This window comes from Alkalidesulfovibrio alkalitolerans DSM 16529, from assembly GCF_000422245.1.
Classification (GTDB): Bacteria; Desulfobacterota; Desulfovibrionia; order Desulfovibrionales; family Desulfovibrionaceae; genus Alkalidesulfovibrio; species Alkalidesulfovibrio alkalitolerans.
Genome location: NZ_ATHI01000004.1, coordinates 139,623 through 164,790, shown reverse-complemented (window position 1 = coordinate 164,790; position 25,168 = coordinate 139,623). Strand labels below are relative to the sequence as shown.

Here is a 25,168-nt window from a genome sequence, read left to right as displayed (position 1 = left end):
TCTTTTCTGGTCGTTTTCCGTAAAGGCGGCGCGCCGAGGCGGCTTCCACATGACCGATCATGCCGAATCGCCTCGCGCCGTCGCCTGTTCCCGGTTCTCTCTTCACCCCTTACATCTTGAAGGGGTTGGGGCCCTTCTCCTTGAGAAGGGCGATGCAATCGTCGATCGCGCGGACGTACGCATCGACGTCCCTGGGACCAAGCCCCGCGAAGACGACTCGCTCCACGTCCATGGACATCTTCTTCAACTTGTCCGTGAGATCGTCGTGGCGCTTGCGGATGAGCTGGTTGCCCTTCACGTAGTGGCAAGTCTCGTCCGGACAGGCACCGATGAAGACCGCGTCCACGCCCAAGGAGAGCGCGTCGGCGATCAGGGCGTTGTTCAAGGCTCCCGCGCAGGGCACCTTGAGAGCCACGACGTTTGCGGGCACGCGCCCCTGGGCCTGGGCCTCGCGGGCCGCGAGCCAAGCGTCGTTCTCGCACAGGAAGGCCAGAACGATGGGCTCGCTCTTGGGCAGGAAGGACGTGTTCTCGCCCACGACCTCGACCTGTCCCGCATACTGCTTGATGGTCCGGTGCTTCAGATCCACGGCGGTCTTGGGACAGATGCCCATACAGTTGCCGCACTGGCGGCACTTGGCCAGGTCAGGCACCGGGATGTTCTTTTCGTTGTACGTCAGGACGGCGAAGGGACACTCCTCCACGCAGCGCCCGCACTGATCGCATTTCTTGTCGTTGAAGGTCGGATAGGTGGGCTCCACCCGGATGCCCGCGCCAAGGAAGCCCAGGGCCTCCAGGGCCGCCTTGGCTCCGGATTCGATGGATTGCGCAACGTCCATGGGCTCGCGCGCGCAACCGCCCACGTAGATGCCGGGCCGCTGGGACTCGGCGGGGTAGCACTGCCTGTGGGTCTCGAAGAAACCGTGCTCGTTGGTCGGCAGGCCCAACACCTTGCCCGCCTCCGTCGTACCCTGCGAGGGGCACATGCCCCCGGCCAGCACGAGCAGGTCGAGTTCGGCGCGCACCTTGCGGCCCAGGGCCACGTCCAGGCTCTCGACGACGATCTTTCCGGAATCCGGATCGACGTCCACCTTGGCGGGGCGCTCGCGGATGAACACGGTCCCGGCCTCGCGCGCCTTGCGGTACATGCCTTCGTCGAAGCCCGGCGTGCGGATGTGCATGAAATAGACGTAGCAGGCGACCTCGGGATTGATGCGCTTGAGTTCCAGTATCTGCTTCATGGTCGCGGAGCAGCAGACCGAGGAACAGTACGGCAGATGCCGTTCGTCACGGCTGCCCGCGCACTGGATGAAGCCGACCGACGTAAGACCGGCGGCAAAGCTCTTGTCCAGGCGCGCGATGTGCGCGTCGTCCAGGGCAAGGACGCGCTCCATCTCCAGGTTGTCGATGACGCCCGGATGCCTGCCGTAGCCGTATTCCTCAAGCCGCTCCATGGGATAGAGGTCGAAGCCCGTGGTCACGAGCACCGCGCCCGCCTCCACGCTCTCGACCTTCTCCTCCTGCTCCAGACGCACGGCCTGGCGCGGGCAAATCTTTTCGCACTCGCGGCAATCGGGCGGACAGTGGCGGCGCTCCACCACGAACTGGATCGGATACGCCATGGGCAGGGCCGGGTGGATCGCCTTGCGCATGAAACGAGAGGGGCGCTCGACAGGCGTCGTCGCCTCGGCCGCGACCTGCTCCGAAATCTCGGACGGCGCTACGGTCTCCTCGGCCTCGATGGGCATCTGGACTGGCGAAAACGCCTCGACGGGCAGCTCGCACTCGACTGGTGCCACGGCATCGCCAAGCTCAATCGGACACACGGTCTGGCAGACGCCACAACCGTCGCAGCGCTCGTCCACGTAACGGGGAGCCTGGCGGATCGAGGCCTCGAAGCGGCCTGGGCCGCCGCCAAGCTTTTCGACCTTGGCCAGGGTGCGCAGGTCGAGCAGATCCGAGTCGGCGAGTCCGAAAAGGACGTGTTCGAGCCCGCACCTGGGATCGCACATGCGGGGATAGAACCGGGCCAGTTGGGCGACCTTGCCGCCCAGGCCCGAGTTCTTCTCCACCAATGTCACTGGCTTGCCCAGCCTGGTCAATGAAGCCGCCGCATGGATGCCGGAGACGCCTCCGCCGACGATCAAAACCCTCTCGTTGGCGGGCAGGGTTTCGGGCGCAAGCGGCTCAAGGCTCCTGGCCCTGGCCAGGACCATCTTGAGCATCACCGCCGCCTTCTTGTCCCGCACGGTCTGGTCCAGGGCCGTGTTGAGCAGCCCCTGATCCGTCGGATCGAACCATTCCACCATGTAGGGGTTGATCCCCGCATCGACCAGGGTCCGGGCGCAGGCCTTCTTCTGGGCGTCGGTGAATCCGCCCACGAAAAGGACCCGGTCGATTCCTTCCCCCGGAACCACCTCCCCGGCCAGGGCCGGGAAGGCGTCCAGGAAGGAGTCCCCGACAATGTCGGTCTTGGCCACGCCCTTGGCCTTGGCCGCGACCGACATGAGTTTCTCCATGTCCAGGGCGGCGCTCAGGCGCCCGCCCTGGTCATTGAAGAAAACGGCGATCTTCATTGGTTGAGCTGCCATTAGTCCTCAATCCGGTTTTTGAAGCGGTAACGGGTGACCTTTCCGTTGATGTCCTGACAGGTCCAGGTGATGCTGTTCGTTCCCATCATGGGAATCAGCTTCGCCCCGTGGTAGCCGATCTGGAAGGGGATGCGCGTCTCGATGGCGCCCACCGGACAGACCTTGGTGCAGGACATGCAATCCCAGCAGTGCCGCAAGGGGCGGCAGTAGGCCTTCTTGTCCTTGTTGAGCGTCATCAGGTTCCCCGGACAGACCTGTTCGCACAGGGGCTCGTCCAGAGCCTTGCAGCCGTCGCATTTTTGCCAATCTACCTTCGGCGGCATATTGATTAACCTCCTAATTATACGGGGAATCGGGATGAATGTCCCGACCTGTTCACCCCGGAATTCTAGTCAACGATCCGTTCGTAGGGCCTGGTGAAAACCTCGATCTCGCCGGTCTCCAAATTCTTGCGGGACTCGACGAAGCAATTGAAGTTTTCGTCGTCGCGCTCGGGGTAGTCCGTGCGGGTCTGCCAGCCAGCCCAACGGGTCTCCTTGCGGCCCTTGAGATGGTGACAGACGATCTCGGCCACCTCGATGCGCTCCATCACCTCGTGGGCGTGCATCAGGTCGTGCAGCGTGTTGACCTGGATGAACTCCACCTGCTGCTTGAGGATCTGGATGTGGCGAAGGGCGTAGTCGAGCTGCTCCTCGTTGACGCGGTAGAACTGCGAAGTGCCGCCCGCGTACTCGTCCATGAGGCGCTGCAGGCGCTCCTTGACTTCCTCGGGGGTCAGCCCGTCGAAGTCCTCGCCCTTGAACAAGGGGGAGAAAACGCGCGCCTTCTCGGCCTGCACCTGGGCGTCGTCGAGCTTCACATCGCCCTTCTCGGCGATGACCTTGAGCGCGCCGCGCGCGGCCAGCTTGCCCTCGGCGGCGCAGCCGCCCACGAACTTGTTGGGGTTGCCGCCGGCCGTCTCGCCCGCCGCGAAGAGGCCGGGAACGGTCGTCATGCGCTCGATATCCACCCAGAAGCCGCTGCCGGTGTGGCCGCCGACGATGTAGGGGTCGGAGCCGTAGACCTCGACGGGCTGCTTGGTGGGATCGATGCCGTTGGCCGCCAAGTAGAGCACGAAGGACGGGCGCTCGTTGAGGTAGTCCGTCAGCATGCTGTGACAGGTCTCCTCGTCCATGTGCGTGGTGTCGATGAAGGTCGGCCCGCGACCGGCGCGCCACTCCTCCATGGGAGCGTTGGCCCGGATGTAGCGGGGGGCCTTGTCGCCGCCCTGGTCCGCGTAGTGCGTGTTCAGGAAGTACTCGCCCTTGGCGTTCATCATCTTGGCCTGAAAACCCACGGAGACCGTGTCCACGGGACCACAGTAGTCCTTGGTGCGGGCGGCCACCCAGCGCTGTTCCATGGAGGTAAACTCGGCGCCCACGCGCAGGCCGATGGCGTAGCCGGTGCCCACGTTGAAGGGGCACATCCACGTCTGATGGTGCGAGGCCGTGACGTCCGAGGTGTAGGACTTGTACAGGCCGCACGCGCCGCCGGTGGAGACGATGGTGGCCTTGGCCTTGAAGACGTAGAATTTGCCGTCGCGAATGCCGAAGCCGGTCGCGCCCGCGCAGCGCTCGCCGTCCATGAGCAGCGAGGTGGCCGCGACCCTGTTGTAGACGATGGCGGCCTCCATGGCCTTCTCGGCCATGATGGGCTTCAGTTGCTCGCCGTGGATCGAGATGTCCCACGCGCCGCGATACTGGGGCTTGCCGTCGTCCTCGCGCAGGATGGGCAGGCCCCACTCGCCGAGTTCCTCGACGCACTGGTTGAGTTCCTGGGCGTTGGACAACGCCAGATCCTCACGCAGGGGGCCTCCGCCAACCTGGGAGCGCGACCAGCGCACGAGATCCTCGGGAGTCTTGCCGTCCCACGTCGGGATGTAGGTGTTGATGGCGTCCATGCCCGCCGCGCAGGCGCCGGAACGCTTGATGTTGGCCTTTTCCATGATCACGATCTTGATGTCGGGATTGAGCTTCCTGGCCTCGTAGGCGGAGAAGCAGCCGGCGTTGCCGCCGCCGATAATCAGAAGATCGCACTCCACGGTTTCGGTTACGACCTCATTCAAGTCTTTGGGAATCGCCTCGGCCATGACCAACCTCCTGGGTTTGCCGTTTGATTGCTTTCGCTCAAGGGGGGTTACGCAGCCTGACTCACCCTCATCTCCGGTCAGGCGCGGCATGAAAGAACCGTCTCCCCCGCACGCGCCGCCGTGAATGTCTCTTGCGGCGCGACCTAGCGCTGGATTTCCTGAGCGAGGGTGACACTGGTATATTTTCCCCCAACTTTTCGTACTATCGCGGTGGCGATAAACAGCGAAATTTTTTTCACCTAAGACATGGGCAACGATGAAACCGCTCCGCCCCGACGCGGAAAGCCGTTCAACGGCCAGGGACGAAACGCCCCAGGCCCCATGAACGGAAAACCGTCGGACGGAGCCGACCCGGAGAATGCCCATGTTCTTTAGCGTCACACTCTACGTTTCCCTGGCGATCTTCGCCCTAGGCGTGCTGTTCAAGGCGAGCGGCTGGTTCCGGCAGGGGCTGACCGAGGCCGACCGGGCCATCGGGCCTGGGCCGCGTATCGCGGGCGTTATGCGCGCCGCGGGCGGCTCGCTCTCACCCGCCGGGATCGTCGCCGTCCTTAAGGCCCTGGTCCTCGACGCCCTGCTGCTGCGGCGCTCCTTCATCCGGGACCGCTACCGCTGGGCCATGCACATGCTCATTTTCTGGGGTTTCATGTTCCTCGTGGTCGTGCACGCCATGGAAAGCGTGGTCAGCCAGGCGCTCTTCCCCGGCTACATGTCCACGCTCAATCCCTATCTCTATCTGCGTGAGATCGCCGGAATCATGGTCCTCGCGGGCGTGGGCATGGCCATGTACCGCCGCTTCGTGATGCCAAAACCCCGGTTGAAGACCCGGTCCATGGACACGGCCACCATCGCGCTCGTGGCGCTCATCCTCGTCTCAGGCTTTTTGCTCAAGGGCGCGAAGATCGCCTCGCAGTCAGAGTTCACGCGCATGGTCGAGGACTACTCGATCCTGACCGACGAAAAGGAAATCGAGAGCCTGGAAAGCCTGTGGGTGCTCGAATACGGCCTGATCTCGCCCAGGCTGAAAAAGCCCTTCGACGCGGCGGTGATCGAGGAAGGGCGCGAGCTGAACGACATGTTCTGCGTCTCGTGCCACAGTCCGAGCCAGTCGGCCTTCGTCAGTTACGCCACGTCCTGGTTGACCTATCCCGTCACCGCGAATTCCGACGGCAAGGCCCTGGTCTCCTTCCTGTGGTACATCCACATCCTGGCCACCTTCGCGGGTCTGGCCTGGCTGCCTTTCGGCAAGATGTTCCACGCCCTGACAAGCCCCGTGAGCCTCGTCGCGGCCTCGGTTTCCGGGCGCGGCTCGTCCCCGGCCGCCACAGCCGCGCGCAGGGTCATGGAGTTGGACGCCTGCACACGCTGCGGCGCGTGCAGCGAGCGCTGCTCCGTGGGCATCGCCGACGACGCACTGCACAACAGCCTGATCCTGCCCTCGGAAAAGCTTTCGGCCTTGCGCGCCGTGGCCGCCGGACAAGACCTCGCGCCCGAAAGACGAAAGGCCCTGCTGGAGGGCTTGGTGGTCTGCACCAACTGTCACCGCTGCACGGATGTTTGCCCCGTGGGCATCGACCTGCAGGACATCTGGACGGCCACGCGCGAAGATCTGCTGCGCCTGGGACCGGCCGAGCCCTACGTGCTCTCGCAACTGCGCCTGCACGACCTGTTGCGCGCCCGCGACGGTGGAGCCGACGCCGCGAATGCGCCGGGCGACGCCGCCCGAGCCCTCGTGCTCGAACATTTCGCCGAGGCGGCCACGGCCGAGGTCGTGCTCGCCCGGCCCGAAGCGGCGAAGAGGTTCTTCCCCGACCAGGCGGGCTTCAACGCCTGCTTCAGTTGCCGGACGTGCACCTCGTCGTGCCCGATCATGGACTGTTTCGAGAACCCCCGGCAGGAACTGGGAATTTTGCCCCACCAGATCATCCACGCCACGATCCTGGGCGTGCCCGAGATCGCGGCCTCGTCCCGTATGCTCTGGGCCTGCGTGGGCTGCTACCAGTGCCAGGAACAATGCCCGCAGGGCGTGCCCGTGGCCGACGTGCTCTATGCGCACAAGCACGCAGCCCTCGCCCGCCTCAAGACCGGAGAAAACGCATGAACACCCGATACGCCCTTTTCCGCTGCTGCGTCACGGCCCTGAACCTTCCCGAATACGAGCTGGCCACGGACGCGGTCATGTCCGGTCTTGGCCTTTCGACCGTGCAGATCACGGAGTTCGGCTGCTGCGGCTACCCGCTGCGCAACGTGGACCAGGACGCCTGGCTCCTGGCCTCGGGCCGCAATCTGGCCCTGGCCGAGGCTCACGACGCGGCCATCGTCACCGTGTGCAACTGCTGCTACGGCACGCTCAAGCACTGTGCCTGGATGCTCTCGCGCGACGCCGCGCTGGCCGAGAGAATCAACGATTCACTGCGCAAGGAGGGCCTCAGGTTCTCGGGCACGGCCAAGGTTCGGCACTTCTTCGAGATGCTGGAGCAGGACGTGGGGCTGGATGCCCTGCGCAGGGCCGTGCAAAAGCCCGCCAAGGGCCTGAATCTGGCGCTGCATTATGGCTGCCGCATCCTCAGGCCGAGCAACGTCCTGGGTCTGGACAATCCCTTCCAGCCCACCGTGCTCGACCGGCTCGTGCAGGCCGTGGACGCCCGCTCCGCCGACTGGGGGCGCAAGGCCGACTGTTGCGGCGCGCCGATCATGGCCACGGACAAAGACACTTCGGCGGTCATCGCCAAAAGCAAGCTCGACGACGCCCGCAAAGCTGGAGCGGACGCTCTGTGCGTGGTCTGCCCTTTCTGCCAGATACGCCTGGGCCAAGCCGGGGAGGACGGGCAGGGGCTGCCGGTCGTCTCCTACCCGCAGCTTCTGGCACGCAGCCTGGGCTTCGACCTGCGCGGCGACGCGGAAAAACTGATTCCCTGAAGCGATGGCCCAAGCGGGGCTATCGCGACACAGGGGCATCGCCCTGGCCGGGCGCCGCGTTCTCGCGATCACGCCGCGCGAGAGCGTCCTCGACCAGGGCGATGTACCCGCCGATCTCCATCAGATCCCTGGCCTGCGGACCGTACAGCTCGATGGCCGCTCCCCTGGCCTCGCGCAGGGCCGCAAGCGCGGTCTCGTACTCGCCCAGGTGGAAGCGGGCCACGCCCAGGCCGAAGAGGTAGGGCGCAAGCTCCGGGGCCTCGATGCCGTACCAGTTGGAGGCCGAGACCAGGGCCGAGAGATAGAGTTCCCCGGCCGCGCCGTACTCCCGGCGCTGCTCGCGAGCCAGGGCCAGGGAGCGCAGGGTCTCGGCCACCAGCGGGTTGTCCGGGCCGTGGGATGCATGCAGCACCGCAAGCGCCTGCCTCAAGGTCTCCTCGGCCTGATCAAGGCGCTGCATCTCAAGAAGGGCCGTGCCCTGCTTGCCAAGCGCGATGCCGACCGACGTGGCTTCCTCTCCGAGGGTTTCGGCATAGAGCACTGCGGCTTCCTCGTAGACCTTGGCGGCGAAGGACGCGTCGCCAAGGGCCAGATGCGCGTCGCCGACCCACTCAGCCAACTCGGCCGCCCGCACGGTCTGCCCGTTTTTGTCCTCCTCGATCCTCCAGGCCCGGGCGAAAAGCGGCGCGGCCTGGGCATATTCACCGGCCAGATAGTGCATGCGGCCAAGGGCGGCCAAGAAGCCGGGATCATCGGGCTTTCGCTGCACGGCCTCGATGTAGTTCCCGGCCGCCGAGCCGTATTCCCTGGCCAGGTAGTCCACCCCGGCCAGGGCGAAGAGCTTTTCGCCAATATGGTCGTCCTTGGCGGCGAAGGACAGGGCCGTGCGCACGTCCATGAGCCTGCCTTCACATAAATCCGTTCTTACAGACTCCCAGACGGGATCGTTCGGCGCGAGTCTGGAAAGCGCGTCGTAAACGTCGCGCGCCACCTGAGCGCGCTCGCGGTAGCCGCGCTCGAAGATGCGCCTGCCCACGTCCACGTCCGGCTCAAGCCGCGCAAGCAGCGCGTTTACGTCGCCGCAGGGCTCGGCGTCCCCGGCGGTCGCGTTGGTGGAGAAGACCAGCAACGCGGCCGCGAAAAGCATGATCGTCAGCGCCATGCGCATGATCTCACCTCTGGCATCTGGGGCACCATACGGTCGTGCGCCCCGCCACTGTCGTCGATTTCAGGGTCGCGCCGCAGACCGTGCATGGCTTGCCCGCGCGTCCGTAGACCAGAAAGCTGTTCTGGAAGGCCCCGGCGTCGCCGCGCGCGTCGCGGTAGTCGCTGATGCTCGCCCCGTTCTGGGCGATGCCGAGCAAAAGCACCTCGCACAGGGTCGCGAACAGGCGGCGCAACCGCTTCTCGCCGAGCCCGGCCGCGCTCGCGTCGGGCCTGATCCTGGCCCGGAACAGGGATTCGTCGGCGTAGATGTTGCCCACGCCCGCGAGCACCCGCTGATCGAGCAAGAGTCCCTTGATCCTGCCCCGGCGGCCCGAAAACCGGGCCATAAAGTCGGCCTCGGCCAACTCCAGGGGTTCGGGGCCAAGCCCCGCGTAGAAAGGCATGGCGTCGAGTTCCCCAGGCGTCAGCGCCCGGCACCAGCCGAACTTGCGCACGTCGCGGAAATGAAGCTCGCGCCCGTTCGACAGGCGCATGATCACGTGGGTGTGGCAGTCGGGGTCATGACCCTCGGGCGGCGTCCACAGACGGCCGGTCATCTTCAGGTGCACGGCCACGTGCATAAAAGGGAGTGGATTCTGACCGGCGGGCCGCGCCGCGCCCTCAGCCTCCAGAAGATCGAGCAGGAGCATCTTGCCGCGCCGCCGCACGGCCGCGATGGTTTTGCCCGTCACCCGGCGCGAAAAGGTCTCGGCGTCGCCGCCCACGGCCCCGGCGTAGCGCACCGAGACGTCGCGCACGGCCTGCCCGACGATCTCCGGGGCAAGGCCCCGGGCGATGGTTTCGACTTCCGGCAGTTCAGGCATGGATTTCCTGGACGATCTTGCTACTCGTCCGCGCGCGGCCGGGTCAACTCGACCGCGATGCGCGACACGCCCGCCTCGTCCGTGCGCTCCACGACCAGCGAGAGAGGCGCGTTCTCGCGCGCGGCGCGCATGCCCGCCGTGTGCAGGTCGCCAAGGGCCGTCACCGGCTCTTTAGCCGCCTCGACCACCACGTCGCCGGGCAAGAGCCCGGCGCGCTCGGCCACGGAGCCGGGCACGACCTCCTCCACGACCACCGGCCCGCCCTCCTCCTGGACCAGGAGCAGCCCCAGGCGGGTGCGCTGCGAGGACGGGCAGACGTACAAGACGTCGGCAAAGCCCTCGGGCACGCCCTGGCCCGTGCGGCCGCGCCAGGGCATGACCGTGAGAACGCGCGCGGCCGGGGCGAAATAGGCGGCCCTGCGGGCGATGCCGTGGCCGAACTCCACGTGTCCGCCGCCCGTGACCACGGCCACGGGGCGGCCGGTGGCCTTGTGCGCGACCAGGGCGTTCACGGCCATGGCCGTGTCCCACAGGGACTGGGCCAGCACGAAGCGTGAAAAGCGCTCCGGGTCGGCCTCGGGCCTGCCGTGCATGGCGAAGACCTCGCGCAGTTTCTCCATCTGCGCGGGCGCTGGCTCGATGACCGGCAGCGGCACGAGCGCCCTCTCCTCGGGCGTGAGGCCGAAAAGCCCCTCGCGCGAGATGGAACGGATGACGTCGAAGGGCACGTTCAGCCCGAAAAGCGGCAAGTCGAGGTCGCGGGCGGCCTCGAAGACCGGCCGGTAGGCGGCGAAGGGATAGCCCCACACGTCCGACCAGCCGAGGAATTCCTCGATCTCGTCCAGGGCGACTTCGCCCGCGTTGATGCGGTCGAGTTGTGGCTGCAGCGTGACGGGGATCATCTCAAGCCCCACGGCGGGTGGGTTGCCCGCCTCGGCCATGAGCCGGATCAACCGCGCCTGCTGCACGTGGTCGCAGGGCGATGCGTGGCTCTCACCGAGCAGCACCAGATCGGCGCGTGCAGCCGCCTCCATGAACGCGGCCTCACTCAGAACCTCGCCGTGGCCGTCGAGAAGCGTGCCCGGATGTGCGGCCGGATGCGCGGCCGAATAATCGGGTGGCAGCCCGCTCCCGGCAGCTTGGTCGGGCGCGGTCCCGTCAAGGGGAGCGCGCCCGGCGCAGGCGGCGGAGAAGGCGAGGCAAAGGCCCAAGGCCAGGGCCGAGGCGAACCGGACGCGCGGCCGCATGCGCCCGCCTAGTCCCACTTCCTCTTGTCCTCGATGGGACGGATTTGCGGCGGCAGGGTGCCGGGTTCGAGCACGGTCAATTTAGGCCGAAGCTTGATGCGCTCGCGGAAGGTGTGCAGAAGCTCCTCCTCGCGCTTGAAGGCCGTGGCCTCGATGAACAGGGTCATCTCGTCGATGCCCTCGGGGTTGGTGACCTCGATCTGCCAGCGCTTGACGTCCTCGAAGCCCGCCATGACCTGCTCCACCTGGTGCGGATAGACGAACATGCCCATGATGCGCGCGGTGGTGTCCACGCGGCCCACGATGTTGCCCAGGCGCGGGGTGGTGCGGCCGCAGGGACACGGCGCGCGGTCGATGTAGGAGAGGTCGCCCGTGGCCAGGCGGATCAGCGGATAGGTCTTGTTGAAGGCCGTGACCACGATCTCGCCCACCTCGCCGTCCTTGAGCGGGATGCCGGTATCGGGGTGGCAGATCTCGACGAAGCAGCGGTTGGCGATGTGCAGGCCGGTCTTATGGAAGCACTCGTAGCCGATGCTGCCCACGTCGGCCGTGCCGTAGCCCTGGCGCATGATGCAGTCGAACTTCTTTTCGATCTGGTTGCGCATCTTTTCGGAGAACTTCTCGCCGGTGACGAAGGCCACCTCAACGAAGAAATCCTTGCGCAGATTGAGGCCCGACTCCTCGGCCTTCTGGGCCAAGTGCAGCAGGTACGAGGGCGAACCCACGTAGCCGGTCACGCGCAGCTTCTGCATGATTTCAAGCTGCGTGGTGGTCTGGCCCGGACCGGCCGGAACCACGGCGCAGCCCAGGTTTTTGAGCGGCTCCTCGAACATCAGGCCCGCCGGGGTCAGGTGGTAGGGCAGCGTGACCTGCACCACGTCGCCGGTGCGAAATCCCGTGGCGTAGAAGCCCTCGGTCCAGCCCCAGTAGTCGTCGTGCCTGTCCTCGGGATCGAAGATGGGGCCGGGCGACAGGAACACACGGCGCAACTCGCCAAGATCCTTCGTCAAAAGCCCGCCCAGGCGCGGCCCCATGGACTGCAGGAAGATGAGTTCCTTCTTCTTCAGGATGGGGATGTGCTTAAGGTCGTTGAGCGACTTGAACTTGTCCACGTTGAACTGGGCGCGGTCGAAGCGCTTCTTCACGTCCTCCGAATAGCGGTAGGCGTAGGAGAGAAGATCCTTGAGCTGCAAGAGATAGAATTGCTTGCGCTCGGATTCGTCGAGCACCTCGCGTCGCGAGAAGATGCCTTCGGTGCGGTCCTTGCGGGTCATGTGCGTTCCTCCGAAACGTGTCTGCCCGGCGCATGGCGGCGGGCAGACAGTATATATATGAAGAATCGCTTCGGGAGCAAGCTTTTGCGACAAAATTGAACAATGGCGACAAGTTATGTCGTCATACAAAAGGTATTACAAACACCTGGAGGACCGTTCGGCAGGCAGCCGCCCCCCTTGGGGCACGCAAAAAGTGCAGATGGCGTCTTTTCAGCGGCCCGTCAGGTCGAGAGGCCGAGCGCGCTCGCAGGCAGAGGCGAGAGGTGCGCGGCGGACAGGGCGCGCGCGAAGAGGGCTTCGCGGCCCTGCTCGCGCGCCAGGGAAAGGCCCAGGCGCAACTCCTCCATGCCCTGGTCCGGGCGATAGCAGCGCAAGTTGGTCGCGCCCAGACGCAGGGCGTGCCGCCACTCGCGCGGCTCGTGCAGGGAGAGGTGCGAGAGCCAGCCCAGGCGCAGGCCCTCAAGGCCCGGCTGGTCCGCGAGCCACAGATCGAGCAGCTTGCAGGACTGAAGCGAAGCGGGCGCGACGAGCTGCGCGCACAACAGGCACTCGACCGCCGTGGCGGGCAGATCGCGGGCAGGATCGAAGGGAAAGCCTGGGTTGACCAGCGCTCCCCTAGCGCGAAGCTCCTTGGCCAGAAAGATGAAGGCCTCGCCCGGCTCGCGGGGAACGAGGCGCGCCTTCCCGAAGGGCCGCTGGGCCAGCAGCCGGGCCATCTCCGGCTGGCCCAGGCGCAGGGCGGCCGCATATGCGGCCGCGGCGAATGCGGCGTTGCCGCCATGAAGCCCCGAGGACAGGACCGTGCGCAGAAGCGAGGCAGCCTCCTCTTTCGCGCCGCGCTCCCACAGCACGCGCAGCAGGAGCACGGCCGCGTCGGCCCTACCCGCGCGCCCCTGTCGTCCGCCGAGCGCGAGACGCGAAAGCTCGGGTTCGAGCGCCTCGGACGCGACGCTGAGCCGCTGCGAAAGTGACAGAAGCCGCGCGGCCATAGCCCACTCGCCCCGCGCCGCATCGCCCGTGAGCGCGGCTGGCGAAAGGCCGCGCGCGAAGTCGAGCAGTTCGGCCGCCCGGTGCGCGGGCAGGTGCGTGGCGCGCACCCGCTCTCGGGCCGCGCGGCCGATGCGCTCGGTCTCGGCGGGGCGCGTGCGCAGCCGCTCGATGAGTGCGCACAGTTCCAGCGCGTCGCGATAGACGAGGATCTCCCGCCCCGGCTCGAAAAACCGCGCCTGGGCCTCGCCCAGGTCGGGCGTGAGCACGCAGGCCCCGGCCGAGGCCGCCTCGAAAAGCCGCATGTTGATCTCGCCCAGGATGCATTCGTTGGGCGCGAGCAACGTGTCGGCATACAGCGGCAGCACCTTGCCCGGCGGCAGCGTGGACTCGACGCGAGCGCCAAAGCGCCGCGCCAAAAGCTCCACCAGCCAGCCGCGCGCCTGCCGCGAGGGATGCAGGCGGCCCACGAAGGCCACGGGCGTTTTTCGCTCCCCGTGCGGGGTGAAGGGCACGTCGTGGCCGTGCCACGAGACCACGCCCACCTGGGCAAGGCCCATGGACTTCAGGCGCGAAACCCAGTCGGGCTGGGTGGTGGCAACACCGTCGAAGCAGCGGCCGTAATGCGCCGTCCACCATGCGTTGAGGTGGGTGTCGCGGGAAAGGAAAATCTTGGGGCAAGTCACGTCGCCAAGTCCGGCGCAGAGGATGCGGCGGTCGAGCAATTCCTCCTGCACCACGAAATCGGGCGCGAAACGGGCCGCTTCGAGGGCCCGCGGCAGGTCGAGCACGGCCGAACCGTCGCTTGGCCTGTCCAGGTGCAGCACCTCGTGGCCCATGTCGCGCAGCGGTCTTACGGGCCAGCCGCAGGTCACGAGGCAGATTCTCATCGCTTCAGGCGCGGGTCCCACAGGTCGCGCAGGCTCTCGCCCAAAAGGTTGTAGCCGAGCACCGTAACGAGGATGGCCAGCCCCGGAAAGACCGACATCCAGGGTGCGATCTCCAGCACGTCCTTGCCCTCCATGAGCATGTTGCCCCACGAGGGCGTGGGCGGCTGCACGCCAAGGCCCAGGAACGAGAGCGAGGACTCCACAAGGATGGCCCCGGCCACGCCCAGGGTGGCCGCCACCAGCACCGGGGCGATGGCGTTGGGCAGGATGTGCGCGAGCAGGATGCGCGGGGCCCCAGCTCCGGCCACGCGGGCCGCGAGCACGAAATCGCGGCCTTTCAGCGAGAGCGTCTCGGCGCGCACGAGCCGGGCCACGCCCATCCACGAGGTCAGGCCGATGACGATCATGATGTTCACGAGCGAGGGTTCGAGCAGCGCGATGACCGCGAGGATCAGGAAGAACGACGGGAAGCAGAGCATCACGTCCACCCCGCGCATGACGATCTCGTCCGTGAGGCCGCCCCGGTATCCGGCCACGAGCCCAAGCGTGAGCCCGATGGAGACCGACAGGCCAACGGCCACGAAGCCCACCCACAGCGAGACGCGCGCGCCGTACAGCATGCGCGAGAGCACGTCGCGGCCCAGCGCGTCGGTGCCCAGTGGGTGCGCCAGGGAAGGCGGCTGCAGGATGGTCTCGGCGTTGATGGCCGTGGGGCTGTGCGGCGCTATCATCGGCGCGGAGATCGCCAGCAGCGACATGCCGATGACGATGGCCGCGCCGAACACGAGCAGACCGTGGCGCGAGACGAAACGGCGCAGGATGCCGTAGGGCGTGAGGTCGCGAAGGCTCATGCCCCCCTCCCCGCCCCGGCGCGCACGCGGGGGTCGGCCAGCCCGTAGCCAAGATCGGCCAACAGGTTGCCCGCCAGCGTAAGCAGCGCGCCCAGCACCAGGTTGCCCATGATCAGCGGATAGTCGCGGGCCATGACCGCCTGGAAGAACAATTGCCCAAGGCCCGGCAGCGCGAAGATGGACTCGATGATCACCGAGCCGCCGATGAGGCCCGGCACGGAAAGGCCCAGGATGGTGATGACCGGCAACAGCGCGTTTCTGAGCGCGTGCCGCCAGACCACCAGGCGCTCGGGCAGGCCCTTGGCCCGCGCGGTGAGGATGTAGTCCTGGCGCAGTGATTCGAGCATGCTCGTGCGCATGAAGCGCGAGAGCCCGGCCAGGGAGCCGAAGGTGTAGATGAAGATGGGCAGGGCCAGATGCCGCGAGAGATCCCATAATTTCTCGCCCAGGCTCATCTCGTCGAAGCCGAGCGAGGTCAGCCCCGAGATGGGCAGCACCGGCCAGACGATGCCAAGCCAATACATCATCAGAAGCGCCAGCCAGTAGCCGGGCACGGCGAAGCCGATGAAGACGAAGACGGTCATGCCCTTGTCGAAGGCGCTGCCTCGTCGTCGCGCCGAGAGCACGCCAATGGGCGCGGCGATGGCCAGCGTGAGGATCAGCGAGGCCACGTTCATACCGAAGGTCAGGGGCAGGCGCTCCTTGATCTTGTCCCACACGGGCCGCCTGTCGCCGGAAATGGAGCGGCCGAAATCGAAGCGCGCCAGGCGCGAGAGCCAGTCCGCGTATTGCACGTGCAGCGGCCGGTCCAGGCCGTAGAGCTTGTCCAGGCGCTCGCGGGCCAGGGCCGAGGCCTGGGGGTTCATCTGGGTTTCGAGGTCCGTGGGCGAGCCCGGAGCCAGATGGATGACCGCGAAGCTGATGACGGTGATGCCGATGAAGACCACGGCGACCCAGGCGAGCTTGGCGGCCAGACGTGCGAGGAGCGCGAGCATGGGGGGAATGTACGGCCAAACGCGGCGCGAATCAACGCCTGCCGCGCGCCGGGTAGGCGGCAGGCGCCGCGCCGTCCGGACCTGGCCGTCTTCTTCCATGCCCCTCCCGCGCCCGCGCGCCTGCCGAGAAAGACCTCGGCCCCGGTTGCAACGCAGGACTACGAATTTTTTTCCACGAAGACGATTTGGACCTTGACAATCTGCCCGCAATTTATAAAAAGGACGCCTCGCAGCGTGGGGCTGTAGCTCAGTTGGGAGAGCGCTTGAATGGCATTCAAGAGGCCAAGAGTTCAATTCTCTTCAGCTCCACCACGCTAATCCAAAGGGTTTCGGTGAGTTACCGAAACCCTTTTTTCATGCCCGAAGGGGCGATTTTCCCCTCCGTGTCCGCTCTATGTCCGCCGCTTCCGACGGACGTTTTTCTTACACCGATCCTTTCTGTTAACCATTCATCCTCTATGCCTTTCCTCTGCCAGACAGCCGCGCGGCCAAGCATGTAACGCTCGCACAGGCGCGCCAAGGAAGCCCGCTCCACGGCCGTTCAAAAAGCCCAGATGCGGGCCGCGCAACAGGCTCACGGCAGCGCGTGCCCCCATCCCTGGAATCGAGACTTTTCACGGCGGCGCGGCGGGTCATGTCTTGGAGGTGGGCCAGGCCTGTAAAGCCAGAGGCCGGAGGAAGAGATGGCGGAAGCGTATAGGAGTCGAACCTACCGAAGACATTTCTGTCTTCCACCGGTTTTGAAGACCGGGCGCCACACCGGTGACGATACGCTTCCACGTGGCATGGCCCACTATCAGTTTTGCCCGCACCGGGCAAGACGAAGAAGCGCCTTTCCGCGCGTTGCCCCGGTCGCCTGCCGAGTGTTCACCTTTTCCTGCCGTCAGGGTTGTCCACAGGAGCGCGAATGTGTTAGGCATGGGATACGTGTTTTCCCCTGGAGGACATCGCCATGGCCGATCTCAAGCTGTGGGGCGATTCCGCCCTCGAACGCCTACGCCAGGACATGGACGGCCTTTTCGACGCCCTGTGCGCCGACTATGGGCTGCCTCCCCTCTTCCTGCCTGGGGGCTTGCGTCTGCGGGTCGTGGAACGCGCGGGATGCGTGGTCGTCACGACCAGCCTCTCCGGATTCTCGCCCGAGGACATCGAAGTGGTGGCCAGCCCCAGAACCCTCACGATCTCTGGCAAGCGCGGAGTAAAGACCCCGGACGGCATCGACGCCCGCGCCTTCCGCCGCGAGATCACCCTGCCCGCGACGGTCGACCCCACTGCCGCGCGGATAGATTTTTCTCCCCAGACCCTGACCGTGACGCTGCCCAAGCGCCCCCAAACGGCCCGAGACGCCCGCACCGGGCGCGAGACCCTGTAAAAGCCAGGAGCGCGATCCCATGCCTGCCAGACGTTCTTCCTCCTCACGCACGACCGCGAAAAGCGCCTCCCCCGACGCACACCACGCCCTAACGCCCGAAGTCCTCAGACCGCGTGTGCTTCCCGAAAGCCTTGGCTTCGCCACCACGGCCGACGTCGAGCCTCTGGACGAGATCCTGGGCCAGCAGCGTGGCGTGGAGGCCTTCCGCTTCGGCATGGGCCTTTTTCGCAAGGGCTACAACATCTTCGTCACCGGCCCGGCCGGAACCGGCCGCCTAGCCACGGTCAGGCGGCTTTTGACCGAGCTTTCCAGCGAGCAGGAAGCGCCCGAAGACTTGGCCTACGTCAACAACTTCAAGCACCCCGAGCAGCCCATCCTGCTGACCTTCCCGGCTGGACAGGGAGCCGGCTTCCAAAAAAGCATCAAAGAATTCCTGGAGCTTCTCAAGCGCGAGGTGCCGCAGATATTCGAGAGCGAGGATTACATCCAGCGCAAGAATGACATCGCCGAGGCGCACGAGAAGCGCGTCATGGCTTTCTACAAGGAAATGGAGGAGAAGGTCCGCGACACCGGGCTCGTCGTGGTCAACATGCAAATGGGCCCTTTCACGCGACCCGATGTCCTGCCCGTGGTGGACGGCCAGCCCAAACGCATGATCGAGCTCGAAGACATGGTGGAGCATGGCCGCTTCCCGCGCGAGGAATTCGAGCGCTTGAAGAAGAAGCGGGAAGAAGTCAAGGAGCAGATCGACCACGTCATCCAGCAGGTCAAGGCACTGCAAAAGGAAGTCACCGCCCGGCACGAGGAGGTGGACCGCCTGGTTTTCATGTCCTGGGCGCAGGAGGCGCTGCGGCCCGTGCGCGAGGCTTATCCTGGCGCCAAGGTCCAGGCCCACCTGGACGCGGTGCTCGACCACATGGTCGAAAACCTGGACGAGTTGCGCACCCTGGGCAGGCCGGTGCAGGGACCCATGCCCGGCATGAGCTTCACGCCGCCGGCGGAGGCAGTGCTGCATCCCTACCAGGTGAATCTCATCGTGGACAACGCCGAGGTCAAGGGACAACCGGTGATCATCGAATCCTGGCCCACCTACCGCAACCTCTTCGGCTCCATCGAGCGCGTCACCGACCGCACCGGAACATGGCGCACGGACTTCACCAAGATCAAGGCCGGGGCTTTCGTCAAGGCCAACGGCGGCTTTCTGGTTCTGAACCTGATGGACGCCATCATGGAACCAGGCGTGTGGCAGACGCTCAAGCGCTCGCTCAAGACTGAGCTTATCGAGATCGAGACCTACGACCCTTACTATTTCTTCACGGCCACGGGGCTCAAGCCCGAGCCCATCCCCATGAAAGTCAAGGTGGTGGTCCTGGGCGAGCCGCGCCTGTATTGGCTGTTGCGCTACTACGATCCCGATACGGCCAAGATATTCAAGGTCCGCGCCGACTGGGAGACGAGCATGGACCGTAGCGACGAGTCCACTGCCAAGGTGGCCCGGTTCGTGCGCGCCCAGGCCGACAGGGAAAATCTGCTCCCCTTCACGGCGGCGGCCGTGGCCCGGGTAGTGGAAGAGGCCGTGCGCATGGCTGGCCGCCAGGAAAAGATATCCACGGCCTTCTCGCGCCTAGCCGACCTTTTGCTCGAAGCCGATCATTTCGCGCGGCGGGCGAACGCCCCGGCCGTGGACGCGAAACACGTGCACGAGGCCGTGGAAGCGCGGATCTATCGTCACAACCAGATCGAGGAACGCATCCAGGAGATGATCGACCGAGGCTCGATTTTCGTGGACGTGAGCGGCGCAGTCACGGCCCAGGTCAACGGGCTGGCCGTCTACTCCATGGGCGACTACGCCTTCGGCAAGCCTTCGCGCATCACGGCCGCCGTCTCCATGGGCAAGGAAGGCATCATCAACATCGAGCGCGAGGCCGAGATGTCCGGCCCCACGCACAACAAGGGCGTGTTCATCCTCTCGGGCTTCTTGCGCCGCACCTTCTCGCAGGACAAGCCGCTCTCGCTCGCGGCCTCCATCGCCTTCGAGCAGTCCTACGGCGGCGTGGACGGCGACTCGGCCTCATCGACAGAGTTGTACGCCCTGCTCTCGGCTCTCTCCGGCCTGCCCCTGCGCCAGGACGTGGCCGTGACCGGCTCGGTCAACCAGAAGGGCGAGGTCCAGCCCATCGGCGGTGTCAACGAGAAGATCGAGGGTTTCTACCTGTGCTGCAAGCGCAAGGGGCTCACGGGCACGCAAGGAGTGATGATCCCCAAGGCCAACGTCAAGGATCTGGTGCTCGCACCCGAGGTGGTCGAGGCCGTGGCCAAGGGCGAATTCCACGTTTTCGCCGTTGCCACGGTTCAGGAAGGCATCGAGTTGTTGACCGGACGCCCGGCGGGAGAGCGCGACGCGCAGGGCCGCTATTCCATGGATTCGGTCTTCGGCCTGGCGGATGCAACGCTCGCACGCCTGGCGGAGGGGCTGCGCGATTTCGCCGCCAAGGGGGAAGAGAACGGCGAGAAGCCAAAAAAGAAAGGGGCGGCTCGCGGGAAGAATGCCGATTAACGGCTTCGGCTGTTCAGAAAGCCTTCCAGTTCGGCTGCGGGCAGGGGACGGCTGAAGAGAAAGCCCTGGTAGCTGTCGCAACCCCGGCTGCGCAGGAAATCATGGTGGGCTGGCGTCTCTATGCCCTCGGCCACCACGAAGAGGCCAAGGCTCTTGGCCATGGAGAGGATCGCCTCCACGATGCTCGCGCTGTTCTGGTCCGCAGGCAGTCCCTGGATGAATCCCCTGTCTATTTTCAGAGCCTTGATGGGGAAGCGGCGCAGGTGCGAAAGCGAGGAATAACCCGTGCCGAAATCGTCGATAGAAACCTGCACGCCCATGGTGCGCAGGTTTTCGAGGACCACGCGCGCGCGGTCCTCGTTGCGCATGAGCGCCGTCTCCGTGATCTCGATCTCCAATAGCTCGGGAGAAAAGCCTGAACGATCCAGGCTCTCGGTCACCGTTTCCACAAGCCCGGACTGTTCGAGTTGCCGGGCGGAGACGTTGACCGCAACTCGAATGCGATGACCGTTGCCGTTGACCAGGGCTCCCTGGATGCAAGCCTGCCTGAGTACCACTGCCCCCACCGCGCCTATCAGCCCGCATTCCTCGGCCAAGGGCACGAACTCCGAGGGCAGAACGAGTGTTCCCTTCCGTCGCCAGCGCGCCAGAGCCTCCAATCCCACCACTTGGCCCGTGGCGAAATCCACCTGCGGCTGGTAGAAAACCTCTATCTCGTCCTTCTCGATCGCCCTGCGCAAAAGCCGCTCCAGCTTGAGCCGCTTCTTGGCGTGCCGGGTCAGTTGCGGAGTGTAGATGTGACAGCGTCCCTTGCCGCCTTCCTTGGCCTTGTACATGGCCAGGTCGGCGTTGCGGATGAGCATGTTGGGCTCGTCACCGTCGTCAGGGTACACGGTTACGCCCATGCTGATGGTCAGATGATGCTCGATGCCACCCGCCATGAACGGCTCGACAAAGAGGGAGGTGATGCGGTCGCACAGACGCGCGACATCGCCCTGATCGCGCAGGTCGTCGGCCATGATCACGAATTCGTCGCCACCCAGCCGGGCCACGGTGTCGCCGCCGCGCATGGCCTGCTCGAGCCGTTGCCCCACGGCGCGCAGCAGGTCGTCACCCACAGGGTGGCCCATGGAGTCGTTGATGCGCTTGAAGTCGTCCACATCCAGAAAAAAGACGCCCACCTTGCAGCCACGCCGCATGGCCCGGATCATGGCCACGCCCAGGCGGTCGAGCAGCAGCGTCCGGTTTGGCAGCCCGGTCAACGCGTCGTGCTGTGCTTGATGCCGGATCTGCTCCTCTTTTTCCTTGCGTTCCGTGATGTCGTGGAACACGGCAACGTAGTTGACGATCCGCCCATCCTCGCCGCGCACCGCACTGGCCGAAAGCCAGACCGGAAAGAGCCGTCCGTCGGCCCTGCGGCCCGTGACCTCGCCCTCGAAACGGCCGCGCGCGGAAAGCTCCGCGATCATCAGCCGAAATTGGTCTCGCCCCTCGGCGGCGGCCAGAAACGAGCGCATGCGCCTGCGGATGACCGATTCGGCCGAAAGTCCGGTCATGACCGTGAAGGCCGGGTTGACCTCCAGAATGCGGCCCGAGGCGTCGGTGACGATCATCCCTTCCAGCGAGCCGACGAAGGCCTGGGCCAGAAGTTCGAGCTTGCCCTGCGCGGCCTTGCGCGCGGCAACCTCGCCCCTGAGGGCCTCCTCCTGCACAGCCAGGCGGCGCAACCCCTCGCGCAACGCCTCGTTCTTGGTCCGCAAGAGCTTGTAAAGCTCATGGCCTTCGAGCGAGGAGGCCGCGCCCTGCAAAAGGATCGTCAAGAGCGCCAGCGAAGCGTCCGGCAACCCGCCCGCACCGTCTGCCAAGCGGCCGATCATCAGCCCGCGCACGCGAGAGGCGGTCGTCAGGGCATGGACGACGTGGCGGCAGCCACCGCTGCCCGCCGCCGTGACCGGCCGTTCGCTGTTCAGGGCCAAGGCGACGATGCGCTCGTCGCTCAGACGCTCGAACTCGCCGTTCATGAACCGCGCCTCGCCGTCGGGATCGCACAGCGCGAGGTCGAAATTGGCCGTGTCCTCGTCCACCAGCCAAAAGGCCAGCGAAGTCACGGGCAAGAGCCTGCGCACGCGCGCCGCCACCTCACGCAGCATGGTGGGGGGGCCATCGAAGGCGCCCGGAGAGAGGCGGAAATCTCCCGACTTAGCGGCCAGATCCAGGGACTCCAGAATGTCCCGGCGCGCGGTTTCGAGATACGCGATCCGCTCGCGCAGTTCGGCGAGGTTCTCCTCGCACTCAGGCGACGGCGGCATGATCCTCCAAAAAGACCCGCATCAGGTCGCGCATCTGGTTTTCGGTCTGAGCCGCGAGGGTCGGCAGGATACTGATGGGCAGGCCAATGCGCTTCCAGGCCTCGGCGAAAAGCGGCGGAACGAGCCTGGACCCGCTGTGGCCGAAGCCCAGGGCATGCGCCGTGACGTCGGCCACGTGTATCAGGGCGGCCTCCACCTCGGCGTCAGCCTTGAACGGAACGTGGTGCATGTCCACGGCCTTGCGCAGCCCCTCGGGCAATTTCCATTCGTGCATCAGGAGGCTGCCCAGCCGAGCGTGGGAAAAACCCCACACGACCCGCTCCACGTCGTCCATGGGCTTGCCGCTCGCCATGGCGCGGCGCACCGCGTCGGCGGCCAGATCGGGAAAATTGCGGACCATCACCAGGCGACCGATGTCGTGCAAAAGCCCGGCCACGAAAAGCCGTTCCTCGCCGGGCACGCGGGCGTGTGAGGCCAGGAGGCGGGCCATGACTCCCACGGCAATGCTGTGTTCCCAGAAAGCGCGCAGATCCAGATGCTCCTCGGGAATGCCCTTGAAACTCGTGGTCACGGCGATGCCCATGGCCAGGTTGGTGATCTGGATTGTCCCCACGATGGCCACGGCGCGCGACAAGGTGTCGATCTGCGACTGAAAGCCGTAGAAGGCGCTGTTGACCAAGCGCAGCAGGCGCGAGGCAATACTTGGATCCTTGCCGATGACCTCGGCGATATGGGCGGCCGAACTCTTGGGACTCTTCACGGCCTCAACGATCTCGTTGAAGATCGTGGGCAGCGAGGCCAGCCCGAGTTCCTTCTTGAGAATGTCGGCGCAGGTCGGTTTCTCGGCCGGGAGCGGCGCTTTCAGGACATCGGGAGGAATCCTGGGGCCCCGGTAGCGGGCCACGAGGTCGGCGGCCTTGCCGCGCGTGGCCCCCCTGGCTGCGCGCTGCATGAACAGGCGCATGAGCTGGCGCACGGGCGCGAGACTCAGGTCACAGCAGGAAAAGCGCCAACCGGACAGGGCGTCGAGGAGCTTTCTGACCTCGGGGTCCAGGCGCGACAGGGCGTCGCGCTCGGCGTCGGCTTCGGAGACGCCCTGCACGTCGGCCTCGGTTATCCCCCAGATACGCGCGATGCGCAGATGCTCCGAGGTGATCGGCGACCCCAGGGGCAGCAAAAGCCTGCCCTGCGTCGTGCGCAGATCGGCGGCCAGGACCATGCCCGGCTGCACGTCCTCGATGTTGATGACGCCCACGCTGCCCCTCGATAAGGAAATTAACGTATCCATAAACACGACACGCGATTCCTGGCAATGGGGGTTTGCCCTACCGCCACTGGGATTGCCGGACTCCGATTAAACGGGACCGGGAACGAAACGGACTGGACTTATTTTTTTCGTCGCAACGCCTTCGCTCTCACCCTGCCGGATCGTCCGTGGTCGCCCCTGGGTTTGCCGTCGAATCCGGCTTGTCCGGGCAAGGTCAAAACAGTAGAATTGTTTTTATGATCACCACAGCCACCCTGTGCGCCGTCACCCTTCTGGCAGGCTTCACCCAGGGCATCTCGGGCTTCGGCTCGGTGCTCCTGGTCATGCCCGTGGCCGCACTGCTCTTCGGCATGCCCGTGGCCATCCCCCTGACCGGCATCGTGGCCCTGAGCCTGAACATCACGCTGCTCACGGCCCTGCGCCGCGAGATGCGTGGCCGCGATATCGCGCCGATCCTGGTCGGCCTCGTTCCAGGCTTCCCTCTTGGCGTTATGGTGCTCAGACAGGCCGAACCCGTGGTCCTCGAAGCCATCCTGGCCACGCTCGTCCTGTGCTTCGCCCTGTACTCGCTGCTGCCGGGCAGGGCGAAGCCCCGGCCGTGGGGTGGCAGGGCCGGATTCGCCGTGGGCGTGCTGTCCGGCGGGCTTGGAGGCAGCATCGGGGCCAACGGCCCGCCCGTGGTCGCCTATCTCGCCTCGCAAGGGCTGCCCAAGGACCGCGTGCGCGCGGCCATGGCCGCCTATTTCCTGCTCACAGGGTGCATTATCACCAGCACGCACGTAGTATTCGGACTCGTCACCTCGCAGGTGCTCGAACTTTTTGCCTTTGCCCTTCCGTGCCTGGCCCTGGGCGCTTTCCTGGGAACCCGGTACTGCGCGCGGGTGAGCGAGGCAGCCTACCGCCGCTTGGTCACACTTTTCCTGCTGGGTCTGGGAACGCTCATGGCCGGACGCGTGCTGCTGCAGTAGAGGGCCACATGGCGCGCGTGCAAAAACGCATCTCTCCCCCAAGACCTCGGCCTCGCGGACGGACGCGGCGCGCATCGCTTCCTTCTCGCCTTGCGCGCGGACTTTGGATCGCGCTCGGGCTGCTCGCGCTGTTCGCGGCCGGGGACGTGGGTCGCTACGTCGTATGGCCGGACGTGGCCGCGCTGAGCGAGGAGAAGCCGGACAAAACCGCCTTCATGCGCTGGCGCGAGGCGCAGTGGGAAGAGGCGAGCCGGGACAAGACTATCCAGTGGACCTGGACGCCGCTTGCCCGCATCCCCACGCACGTTGTCCTGGCCGTGACCATCGCCGAGGACGACAAGTTCTGGCACCACGACGGCTTCGATTTCCCGGCCATGGAACAGGCGTTGCGACGCAACATCGAAGCGGGACGCGTGGCCGCGGGCGGCAGCACCATAACCCAGCAGCTCGCCAAGAACCTCTACCTGAGTCCGTCCAAAAGCCCCTTGCGCAAGGCCAAGGAGGCCATCCTGGCCTACCGCCTGGAACGAACACTGCACAAGCAGCGGATACTGGAGTTGTACCTCAACGTGGCCGAATGGGGCGACGGCGTCTTCGGTATCGAGGCGGCCGCGCGCCACCACTACAAGGTCTCGGCATCGGCCCTGACGCCGAACCAGGCCGCGCACCTGGCGGCGGTGCTGCCAAACCCCCTCAAATGGTCGCCGACCAAGCCCTCGCCGGGCGTGGCCGCGCGTGCGCGCCTGTACCTCTCGCGCATGCAGCGACGGCTGTAGGGCCTATC

The 25,168-nt window shown here is 65.8% G+C and carries 18 protein-coding genes and 2 tRNA genes; 7 read left to right on the top strand and 13 right to left on the bottom strand.

Annotation, left to right across the window (positions count from 1 at the left end; genetic code table 11):
• Nucleotides 1–109 precede the first annotated feature (109 nt).
• The 3 genes from DSAT_RS02820 to DSAT_RS02810 form a co-directional block, all read right to left on the bottom strand.
• Nucleotides 110–2,575, bottom strand: a complete 2,466-nt coding sequence (locus tag DSAT_RS02820) for a hydrogenase iron-sulfur subunit (protein WP_040370621.1) — start codon at nt 2,573–2,575, stop codon at nt 110–112.
• Nucleotides 2,576–2,589: 14 nt separating this feature from the next.
• Nucleotides 2,590–2,913 (bottom strand): 4Fe-4S binding protein, encoded by a 324-nt coding sequence (locus DSAT_RS02815; RefSeq protein WP_020886070.1) that lies wholly within the window; start codon nt 2,911–2,913, stop codon nt 2,590–2,592.
• A gap of 65 nt (nt 2,914–2,978) precedes the next feature.
• Nucleotides 2,979–4,718 carry an adenylyl-sulfate reductase subunit alpha gene (locus tag DSAT_RS02810; protein WP_020886069.1) on the bottom strand — a complete coding sequence of 580 codons (1,740 nt, stop codon included), beginning with the start codon at nt 4,716–4,718 and terminating at the stop codon, nt 2,979–2,981.
• Between the two features lie 364 nt (nt 4,719–5,082).
• Between DSAT_RS02810 and DSAT_RS02805 the strand changes: the two genes are divergently transcribed.
• Together DSAT_RS02805 and DSAT_RS02800 are read left to right on the top strand one after the other, a co-directional pair.
• Complete coding sequence (locus DSAT_RS02805; protein ID WP_020886068.1) at nt 5,083–6,819, top strand: 4Fe-4S dicluster domain-containing protein; 1,737 nt, start codon at nt 5,083–5,085, stop codon at nt 6,817–6,819.
• Entirely contained in the window at nt 6,816–7,637 is an 822-nt protein-coding gene (locus tag DSAT_RS02800; RefSeq protein WP_020886067.1) for a CoB--CoM heterodisulfide reductase iron-sulfur subunit B family protein, read from the top strand. The genes DSAT_RS02805 and DSAT_RS02800 overlap by 4 nt, the downstream gene beginning before the upstream one ends.
• Before the next feature lie 19 nt (nt 7,638–7,656).
• On the opposite strand, the gene DSAT_RS02795 is transcribed toward DSAT_RS02800, so the two are convergent.
• The 7 genes from DSAT_RS02795 to DSAT_RS02765 all read right to left on the bottom strand — a co-directional run bounded on the left by DSAT_RS02795 (nt 7,657) and on the right by DSAT_RS02765 (nt 15,911).
• Entirely contained in the window at nt 7,657–8,805 is a 1,149-nt protein-coding gene (locus DSAT_RS02795) for a tetratricopeptide repeat protein (protein WP_020886066.1), read from the bottom strand.
• A gap of 4 nt (nt 8,806–8,809) precedes the next feature.
• Nucleotides 8,810–9,667, bottom strand: coding sequence for a bifunctional DNA-formamidopyrimidine glycosylase/DNA-(apurinic or apyrimidinic site) lyase (gene mutM / locus DSAT_RS02790; RefSeq protein WP_020886065.1), 858 nt, complete (start codon nt 9,665–9,667; stop codon nt 8,810–8,812).
• A gap of 20 nt (nt 9,668–9,687) precedes the next feature.
• Nucleotides 9,688–10,914, bottom strand: a complete 1,227-nt coding sequence (locus DSAT_RS02785; RefSeq protein ID WP_020886064.1) for a ChaN family lipoprotein — start codon at nt 10,912–10,914, stop codon at nt 9,688–9,690.
• Between the two features lie 8 nt (nt 10,915–10,922).
• Nucleotides 10,923–12,188 carry a phenylacetate--CoA ligase family protein gene (locus DSAT_RS02780; protein ID WP_020886063.1) on the bottom strand — a complete coding sequence of 422 codons (1,266 nt, stop codon included), beginning with the start codon at nt 12,186–12,188 and terminating at the stop codon, nt 10,923–10,925.
• A gap of 221 nt (nt 12,189–12,409) precedes the next feature.
• Nucleotides 12,410–14,065 carry a glycosyltransferase family protein gene (locus tag DSAT_RS02775; RefSeq protein WP_020886062.1) on the bottom strand — a complete coding sequence of 552 codons (1,656 nt, stop codon included), beginning with the start codon at nt 14,063–14,065 and terminating at the stop codon, nt 12,410–12,412.
• On the bottom strand, nt 14,062–14,916 hold the full coding sequence (locus DSAT_RS02770) for an ABC transporter permease (RefSeq protein ID WP_020886061.1): 855 nt from the start codon (nt 14,914–14,916) through the stop codon (nt 14,062–14,064). Before DSAT_RS02770 ends, DSAT_RS02775 begins: the two co-directional genes overlap by 4 nt.
• Complete coding sequence (locus DSAT_RS02765; RefSeq protein ID WP_040370661.1) at nt 14,913–15,911, bottom strand: ABC transporter permease; 999 nt, start codon at nt 15,909–15,911, stop codon at nt 14,913–14,915. Before DSAT_RS02765 ends, DSAT_RS02770 begins: the two co-directional genes overlap by 4 nt.
• A 236-nt stretch (nt 15,912–16,147) precedes the next feature.
• Between DSAT_RS02765 and DSAT_RS02760 the strand changes: the two genes are divergently transcribed.
• Nucleotides 16,148–16,223 (top strand) — tRNA-Ala (locus DSAT_RS02760).
• Nucleotides 16,224–16,595: 372 nt separating this feature from the next.
• Here DSAT_RS02760 and DSAT_RS02755 read toward each other — a convergent pair.
• A tRNA-Sec gene (locus DSAT_RS02755) sits at nt 16,596–16,689 on the bottom strand.
• Nucleotides 16,690–16,863: 174 nt separating this feature from the next.
• Here DSAT_RS02755 and DSAT_RS02750 point away from each other — a divergent pair.
• The gene (locus DSAT_RS02750; RefSeq protein ID WP_020886059.1) at nt 16,864–17,283 is read left to right on the top strand and encodes an Hsp20/alpha crystallin family protein; all 420 of its coding nucleotides are present in this window, start codon (nt 16,864–16,866) and stop codon (nt 17,281–17,283) included.
• Nucleotides 17,284–17,302: 19 nt separating this feature from the next.
• Complete coding sequence (locus tag DSAT_RS02745; protein WP_020886058.1) at nt 17,303–19,840, top strand: Lon protease family protein; 2,538 nt, start codon at nt 17,303–17,305, stop codon at nt 19,838–19,840.
• On the opposite strand, the gene DSAT_RS02740 is transcribed toward DSAT_RS02745, so the two are convergent.
• Both DSAT_RS02740 and DSAT_RS02735 read right to left on the bottom strand, forming a co-directional pair.
• Nucleotides 19,837–22,149 carry a putative bifunctional diguanylate cyclase/phosphodiesterase gene (locus tag DSAT_RS02740; protein WP_020886057.1) on the bottom strand — a complete coding sequence of 771 codons (2,313 nt, stop codon included), beginning with the start codon at nt 22,147–22,149 and terminating at the stop codon, nt 19,837–19,839. The two genes, DSAT_RS02745 and DSAT_RS02740, sit on opposite strands and share 4 nt — an antisense overlap.
• Complete coding sequence (locus DSAT_RS02735) at nt 22,133–23,404, bottom strand: HDOD domain-containing protein (protein WP_020886056.1); 1,272 nt, start codon at nt 23,402–23,404, stop codon at nt 22,133–22,135. Before DSAT_RS02735 ends, DSAT_RS02740 begins: the two co-directional genes overlap by 17 nt.
• Nucleotides 23,405–23,652: 248 nt before the next feature.
• Between DSAT_RS02735 and DSAT_RS02730 the strand changes: the two genes are divergently transcribed.
• Complete coding sequence (locus tag DSAT_RS02730) at nt 23,653–24,384, top strand: sulfite exporter TauE/SafE family protein (protein WP_020886055.1); 732 nt, start codon at nt 23,653–23,655, stop codon at nt 24,382–24,384.
• A gap of 146 nt (nt 24,385–24,530) precedes the next feature.
• On the top strand, nt 24,531–25,160 hold the full coding sequence (gene mtgA, locus DSAT_RS02725; protein WP_235695912.1) for a monofunctional biosynthetic peptidoglycan transglycosylase: 630 nt from the start codon (nt 24,531–24,533) through the stop codon (nt 25,158–25,160).
• Nucleotides 25,161–25,168 lie beyond the last annotated feature (8 nt).

Coding starts and splice junctions, on each gene's coding strand:
- DSAT_RS02800 (WP_020886067.1), top strand. CDS start 6,816: ATGAACACCCGATACGCCCTTTTCCGCTGCTGCGTCACGGCCCTGAAC.
- DSAT_RS02805 (WP_020886068.1), top strand. CDS start 5,083: ATGTTCTTTAGCGTCACACTCTACGTTTCCCTGGCGATCTTCGCCCTA.
- DSAT_RS02770 (WP_020886061.1), bottom strand. CDS start 14,916: ATGAGCCTTCGCGACCTCACGCCCTACGGCATCCTGCGCCGTTTCGTC.
- DSAT_RS02750 (WP_020886059.1), top strand. CDS start 16,864: ATGGCCGATCTCAAGCTGTGGGGCGATTCCGCCCTCGAACGCCTACGC.
- DSAT_RS02730 (WP_020886055.1), top strand. CDS start 23,653: ATGATCACCACAGCCACCCTGTGCGCCGTCACCCTTCTGGCAGGCTTC.
- DSAT_RS02765 (WP_040370661.1), bottom strand. CDS start 15,911: ATGCTCGCGCTCCTCGCACGTCTGGCCGCCAAGCTCGCCTGGGTCGCC.
- mutM (WP_020886065.1), bottom strand. CDS start 9,667: ATGCCTGAACTGCCGGAAGTCGAAACCATCGCCCGGGGCCTTGCCCCG.
- DSAT_RS02780 (WP_020886063.1), bottom strand. CDS start 12,188: ATGACCCGCAAGGACCGCACCGAAGGCATCTTCTCGCGACGCGAGGTG.
- DSAT_RS02740 (WP_020886057.1), bottom strand. CDS start 22,149: ATGCCGCCGTCGCCTGAGTGCGAGGAGAACCTCGCCGAACTGCGCGAG.
- DSAT_RS02785 (WP_020886064.1), bottom strand. CDS start 10,914: ATGCGGCCGCGCGTCCGGTTCGCCTCGGCCCTGGCCTTGGGCCTTTGC.
- DSAT_RS02795 (WP_020886066.1), bottom strand. CDS start 8,805: ATGCGCATGGCGCTGACGATCATGCTTTTCGCGGCCGCGTTGCTGGTC.
- DSAT_RS02810 (WP_020886069.1), bottom strand. CDS start 4,718: ATGGCCGAGGCGATTCCCAAAGACTTGAATGAGGTCGTAACCGAAACC.
- DSAT_RS02815 (WP_020886070.1), bottom strand. CDS start 2,913: ATGCCGCCGAAGGTAGATTGGCAAAAATGCGACGGCTGCAAGGCTCTG.
- DSAT_RS02775 (WP_020886062.1), bottom strand. CDS start 14,065: ATGAGAATCTGCCTCGTGACCTGCGGCTGGCCCGTAAGACCGCTGCGC.
- DSAT_RS02820 (WP_040370621.1), bottom strand. CDS start 2,575: ATGAAGATCGCCGTTTTCTTCAATGACCAGGGCGGGCGCCTGAGCGCC.
- DSAT_RS02745 (WP_020886058.1), top strand. CDS start 17,303: ATGCCTGCCAGACGTTCTTCCTCCTCACGCACGACCGCGAAAAGCGCC.